Annotated in this window: 4 protein-coding genes; all 4 read left to right on the forward strand. The window is 34.8% G+C overall.

Annotation, left to right across the window (positions count from 1 at the left end):
• The 4 genes from ACFOUY_RS08170 (at position 1) to ACFOUY_RS08185 (ending at position 5,933) form a co-directional block, all read left to right on the forward strand.
• Complete coding sequence (locus tag ACFOUY_RS08170; protein ID WP_378960006.1) at positions 1 to 357, forward strand: hypothetical protein; 357 nt, start codon at positions 1 to 3, stop codon at positions 355 to 357.
• A 16-nt stretch (positions 358 to 373) separates the two neighbouring features.
• A complete protein-coding gene (locus tag ACFOUY_RS08175) occupies positions 374 to 1,861 on the forward strand; it encodes an RNA-binding domain-containing protein (protein ID WP_378960007.1) in 1,488 nt (495 codons plus the stop codon).
• Complete coding sequence (locus ACFOUY_RS08180) at positions 1,858 to 5,043, forward strand: type I restriction endonuclease subunit R (protein WP_378960008.1); 3,186 nt, start codon at positions 1,858 to 1,860, stop codon at positions 5,041 to 5,043. The genes ACFOUY_RS08175 and ACFOUY_RS08180 overlap by 4 nt, the downstream gene beginning before the upstream one ends.
• A gap of 218 nt (positions 5,044 to 5,261) precedes the next feature.
• Positions 5,262 to 5,933 carry a hypothetical protein gene (locus ACFOUY_RS08185; protein WP_378960009.1) on the forward strand — a complete coding sequence of 224 codons (672 nt, stop codon included), beginning with the start codon at positions 5,262 to 5,264 and terminating at the stop codon, positions 5,931 to 5,933.
• Positions 5,934 to 6,003 lie beyond the last annotated feature (70 nt).

The raw sequence follows: 6,003 nt of genomic DNA on the forward strand, positions 1-6,003 counted from the left end.
ATGAGTAATATTGTCATAAAACATATTTTTGAGACTGAGCAAATACTACTTTCTTTCGATATGCAGGATGGTTCTTTGTCGTTTCCATCAATTAATCTTGATATCAAATCAGATATTGACTTGAATTCTCTTTTAATAAAACTAACAGAGTTTGTTGAAATTAAGAGAGAGCTAGAAATTCAATTTGAAGATCCCAATAGCTTATTAAAGAGTGATGCAAAAATAAAGCTTATTGGAGAAACTCTAGAAGAGATTTATGCCAAGTTCAATGAGAAAATTAAAATAGAGGAAGTATCTGACGCGTATTCTTCAACAGAAGCGGATGTTTCAGATGATAACGGAGATTTGCCTTTTTAAATAGTTTAAAATCAAAATGTCAGAAACCAACCGTATAGAATATAAAAAAGAACTTACCGATTCGTTAGAAAAAGAAGTTATAGCCTTTTTAAATTATAAAGAAGGTGGGGTAATTTACATTGGGATTGATAAAGTAGGTAAAACTACAGGTGTTGCAGATAGTGATGGCGATCAATTAAAAATAAAGGACCGCTTAAAACATAATATTGCTCCTTCTTGCTTAGGCTTATTTGATGTAGTTAGTGAGGATAAAGATGGCTTGGATATTATTAAAATTATAATAGCCAGTGGCAGCGAAAAGCCTTATTTTCTACGGAAATACGGTATGACAGAGAAAGGGGCTTTTATTAGAATTGGTACGGCATCGGAGCCTATGCCTCAAAAAATGATTGATACGCTGTTTGCCAAGCGTACAAGAAACTCCATCAGCAAAATTAAATCTAACCATCAAAATTTAAGTTTTGAGCAGTTAAAGATCTACTATGAGGGAGTAGGTAAAAGATTGAATAATAATTTTGCTGCCAATTTGGAACTACTCAATGCAGATGAGTATTATAATTACGTCGCTTATTTAATCTCCGATAAAAATAGCACATCTATTAAGTTAGCCAAATATAAAGGCGAAACTAGAGCTAATCTTGTGGAGCGCAATGAGTATGGTTATGAATCTTTAATTAAAGCCACTAAACAGGTTTTAGATAAAGTAGATTTAGAAAACAAAACCGTTACTCAAATTACAGCAAGAGAAAGAAAGGAAACCAGGTATTGGGATGCAATTGCTCTACGAGAAGCCATTATTAATGCATTTGTACATAATGATTACACCACTGAAGTTCCGCCAAAATTTGAGTTATTTGATGATCGAATAGAAATTACTTCTACAGGAGGGTTGCCTGATGGTTTGAGCCAACAAGAGTTCTTTGAAGGCTTTTCTGTGCCAAGAAATAAGGAGATTATGCGGATCTATAAGGACTTGGATTTGGTAGAGCAATTAGGTTCAGGCATTCCTCGTATCTTAAAAAGCTATCCAAAAGAATGTTTCAAATTCACAGACCATTTTTTAAGGATGTCTTTCCAAATTAACGACCAAGCTAGCGACCAAGTAGACGACCAAGTTAACGACCAAGCTAAAGCAAAAGACTTGATGGAACATCTGAAAGCTAGTTTGAATAGCCTAGGTGAAGTAAAACGCGAGGTGATGGTTGAATTCAAAATGCCAACTGAAAAGCAGATAGAAAAATATGCCAAGTTAGCAGAGCAACTTACGGCAGAACAAATTGAAATCTTAAGGTTTTCGGGAAAGCCAAGATCAAATAAGGAGATCCAAGAAGAATGTTTAGGTTTAAAAAGGCACAATGATAACTTTAAACGATACATAGAACCGTTAATAAATTTGAAGGCATTGAACCGAACATTACCAAACGTCCCTAACAGTCCGTTGCAGAAATATTTTACAACAGAAATCGGTCAGATTATGTTGCTGGTCATCGATTATATAGCATGAAATTTACCGAATCGCAATTAGAGCATGCATTTATTAACTTACTTCAAGACGAACGAATGGTTCATCAGGTAGGCAATGCAGCGCGCCAAACCACAACAAATTTCCTTGAAGAGCCTGTTGTAGTATATGGTAATATCGTTAGCGATAAAGTTCTAATTGATGAAGATTTAAAAGCCTATCTGCGTACTCAGTATCAAGACGAAGAGATTACGGAAAATGAAATTAAATCCATTCTTCGGGATTTAGAGCGTCTACCCTTTTCCGATTTGTATGAGAGCAATAAAACCTTTATGAAAATGGTTTCAGATGGTTTTTTGCTTAAACGTGAAGATCGGTTCAAAAAAGACATCTATATTCAACTAATTGATTATTCAGTATCAGATCAAAATATTTACAAAATTGTAAATCAATTGGCCATTAGAGGCTATGAGATGCGCATTCCAGATTTGATATTGTATATCAACGGTTTGCCATTAGTCGTATTTGAATTTAAATCTGCAATTAAAGAAGATACCACCATACACAATGCCTATGAGCAATTAACCGTACGCTATAAAAGAGATATTCCCGAATTATTCAAATACAATGCATTTTGTGTGATTAGTGATGGGGTGAATACCAAGGCCGGTTCATTCTTTGCGCCTTATGAATTGTTTTACGCCTGGCGAAAAATTGAGGGAATGAAAACCGAGGTTGATGGTATTGATGCCATGTTCACCTTGATACAAGGGATGTTTAACCGAATCAGATTGAGGGATATTATTCGTAATTTCATTTACCTACCAGATAGCTCGAAGAAAAATGAAAAGATTGTTTGTCGTTATCCTCAATACTACGCTACAGTTAAGCTTTTCGAAAACATAAAATTGCACCAACGCCCTAATGGAGACGGTAAAGGTGGGACTTATTTTGGCACCACAGGATGTGGTAAAAGTTACACCATGCTTTTTTTGAGTAGAATGTTGATGAAAAGCACATACTTTGGTAGTCCAACTATAATTTTAATTACGGATAGAACTGATTTAGATGATCAGCTCTCCGGTCAGTTTACCAATGCCAAAGGATTTATTGGCGATGAAACCGTTATTAGTGTAGAAAGCAGGAGTAATTTAAGAGAACTATTGCAAGGTAGAAACAGCGGTGGTGTTTTCTTAACCACCATACACAAGTTTACGGAGGATACGAAATTACTTACAGATCGGACTAATGTGATTTGTATTTCCGATGAGGCGCACAGAAGTCAAACCAATTTAGATCAGAAAGTAAATATTACTGAGAAGGGCATTACTAAAACTTACGGCTTTGCGAAGTACTTACATGACTCATTGCCAAACGCCACTTATGTAGGCTTTACCGGAACCCCAATTGATGCAACGATTGATGTATTTGGTGATATAGTTGATGCTTATACTATGACAGAATCGGTTAATGATGAAATTACGGTTAGGATAGTTTATGAAGGTCGTGCTGCAAAGGTTTTGCTTAATAACCATAAGCTTGAAGAAATAGAAGCTTATTATGCACAGTGTGCAGAGGATGGAAGTAATGAAAATCAAATAGAAGAGAGCAAAAAGGCGATGGCACAAATGAATGCCATTATTGGAGATCCAAAACGTTTACAAGCCATTGCCGAAGATTTTGTCCGCCATTATGAAAATAGAATTGCTGAGGGAGCAACAGTAAAAGGCAAAGCCATGTTTGTTTGTAGTAGTAGACAAATAGCATTTGAGTTATACAAAAATATCTTAGCCATACGCCCTGATTGGGCTGAAGTAAAAATTGCCCCAGATGATGTTGTGCTGTCGGAAAAGGAGCAAAAAGAAATTAAACCGATGGAACGCCTAAAAATGGTGATGACCAGAGGTAAGGATGATGATGAAGTGTTATATAAGTTATTAGGCACAAAAGACGACCGCAAAGAATTTGATCGTCAATTTAAGAACGAAAAATCTAACTTTAAAATTGCCATTGTTGTAGATATGTGGCTCACAGGGTTCGATGTTCCGTTTTTAGATACCATGTATATTGACAAACCCATTCAAAGACACAATCTAATTCAAACCATCTCCCGGGTTAATAGGAAATTTCAAGGAAAAAATAAGGGTTTGGTTGTCGATTACATTGGAATCAAGAAGCAGCTAAATTTAGCCTTAGCACAATATGGTAAAGGGGATTCGCAAAATATTGAAGATATTGAACAATCAATTGTGGTTGTAAAAGATCAACTTGACCTTTTGAATAAACTATTTCATAAATTCGATTCTTCAAAATATTTTCATGGAACCCCGGTAGAACAACTTAAGTGTTTAAATGAGTCTGCCGAATTTGTGCAACTCACTCAAGAACTTGAAAAGCGTTTTATGTATATCGTAAAACGCTTAAAGTCTGCTTATGATATTTGTTCGGGTAGTGGCATTTTCAAAAACGAAGAACGAGATATAATTCATTTTTACTTAGCCATCAGAGCTATTATTTACAAGTTAACAAAGGGTGTGGCACCTGATGCGGCCCAAATGAATAATAAAGTCCGCCAAATGCTTCAAGATGCAATAGAAAGCGAAGGCGTTGAAGAGATATTCAAACTTGGAGATGATAACGAAACAGAAGTAGATATCTTTTCCGAGGATTATATGGCAAAGATTGATAAAATAAAACTACCTAATACCAAAATTAAATTATTGCAAAAACTACTGGCGAAAGCAATTGATGATGTTAAAAAAGTAAATAAAGTTACCGGTATAGATTTTTCAAAGCGACTTCAGTTCATTGTAGACAAATACAACGAACGTAAAGAAAACGACGTTTTAAGAAGTGAAGTTTTAGAAGATTTTACAGACGAAATTATTGATTTGTATTATGCCCTAAAAAAGGAAAAAGATTCTTTCAAAGGTCTAGGAATTGATTTCGAAGAAAAGGCATTTTACGATATATTAAAAGCCTTAGCCATTAAATATGATTTTGCCTATCCAGAGGATAAATTAATTCATTTAGCCCAAAAGGTAAAAGATGTAGTTGATGATAAAGCCAAATACACCGACTGGAGTAAAAGGGAGGATATTAAAGCAGAGTTAAAAGTTGATTTAATCATCCTGTTAGCCGAAAATGATTATCCACCAATTGATCGTGATGAGGTTTACAAAGAAATTTTCGAACAGGCTGAAAATTTTAAAAAATATAATTAATAATCAAAATCGAATTCTAAATCTATGAGCTTGACTTCGTTAGGTTCTCATAAAAGATGCTACTCCTTCATGATTTTTTAGATAAGACTACTAGGCGTTTCAGTACAAAAAATTATTAATAGTTGTAAGATAATCAGGTGGTTATGGATGATAAGTAGAGTAAAGCACTGTGGTAAATTATGTTTTAATTGATATAGGTTTAATAGATTCATAAAATAATGAATAACGAAAACTGGTCTTCGGATGAAATTATTAACTTTTTAAATCATTTTGAGCAGCAACAGCAAATTTCTCAGGCTTATGATAAAGAATGCGAATTGGCTTCATTAAGCTTCTTCGGGGATGAGCAGTTGCAACCATTAAAACTCTGTGATGCGGCAATGTGTTTTTTGGTTTCAGAATTTTCCAGGGGAAAGCGAAGTTGGGATACGAGACTTAATGAAAAAATGCAGCTTTTCGCAGCATATAGACAGGGTTTTAATGTTTCTTATGGCTTGGTTATCGAGGGGAATTACATCAAAGCGAGTGGCGTGATTAAGCAGGATTTTGAAATAATCACAAGACTCACCGAGATTACTCTAAGACGGAATAAGTATGGAAGAGTCCCGAATGTTCAAAACTCACCAGTAACATATCGGGAAATGTATAACTACCTTAACGACATTGCCCATATTTCTAAGGATGACATTTTGCGCAGAATTCTCTTATATGAGAGGGAGGACAAATCGTTTGCCATTACACACGCTAAAAAGTTTAATAAAGTTATAGCACATCGGCTTATGAGCTATATAATCGCCATAAAAATTGAGCTTCTAAGACAATGCCTTAACTTTTACAAAGATTTTATAGGAATGGATGTAAGCAGCCTACCAAGTACATCTTTTAAATAACTTTCGCGATGTTTTTCTTTGCATAAAAGAAATATATGAGAACATCAGAAGAAAAAATGTTAGCAGTTGA

It is taken from the genome of Pedobacter jamesrossensis (assembly GCF_042650905.1).
GTDB classification, from domain to species: domain Bacteria; phylum Bacteroidota; class Bacteroidia; order Sphingobacteriales; family Sphingobacteriaceae; genus Pedobacter; species Pedobacter jamesrossensis.

Bases quoted from the DNA above. Each gene is read 5' to 3' on its own strand.
- ACFOUY_RS08175 (WP_378960007.1), top strand. From the start codon at position 374: ATGTCAGAAACCAACCGTATAGAATATAAAAAAGAACTTACCGATTCG.
- ACFOUY_RS08185 (WP_378960009.1), top strand. From the start codon at position 5,262: ATGAATAACGAAAACTGGTCTTCGGATGAAATTATTAACTTTTTAAAT.
- ACFOUY_RS08170 (WP_378960006.1), top strand. From the start codon at position 1: ATGAGTAATATTGTCATAAAACATATTTTTGAGACTGAGCAAATACTA.
- ACFOUY_RS08180 (WP_378960008.1), top strand. From the start codon at position 1,858: ATGAAATTTACCGAATCGCAATTAGAGCATGCATTTATTAACTTACTT.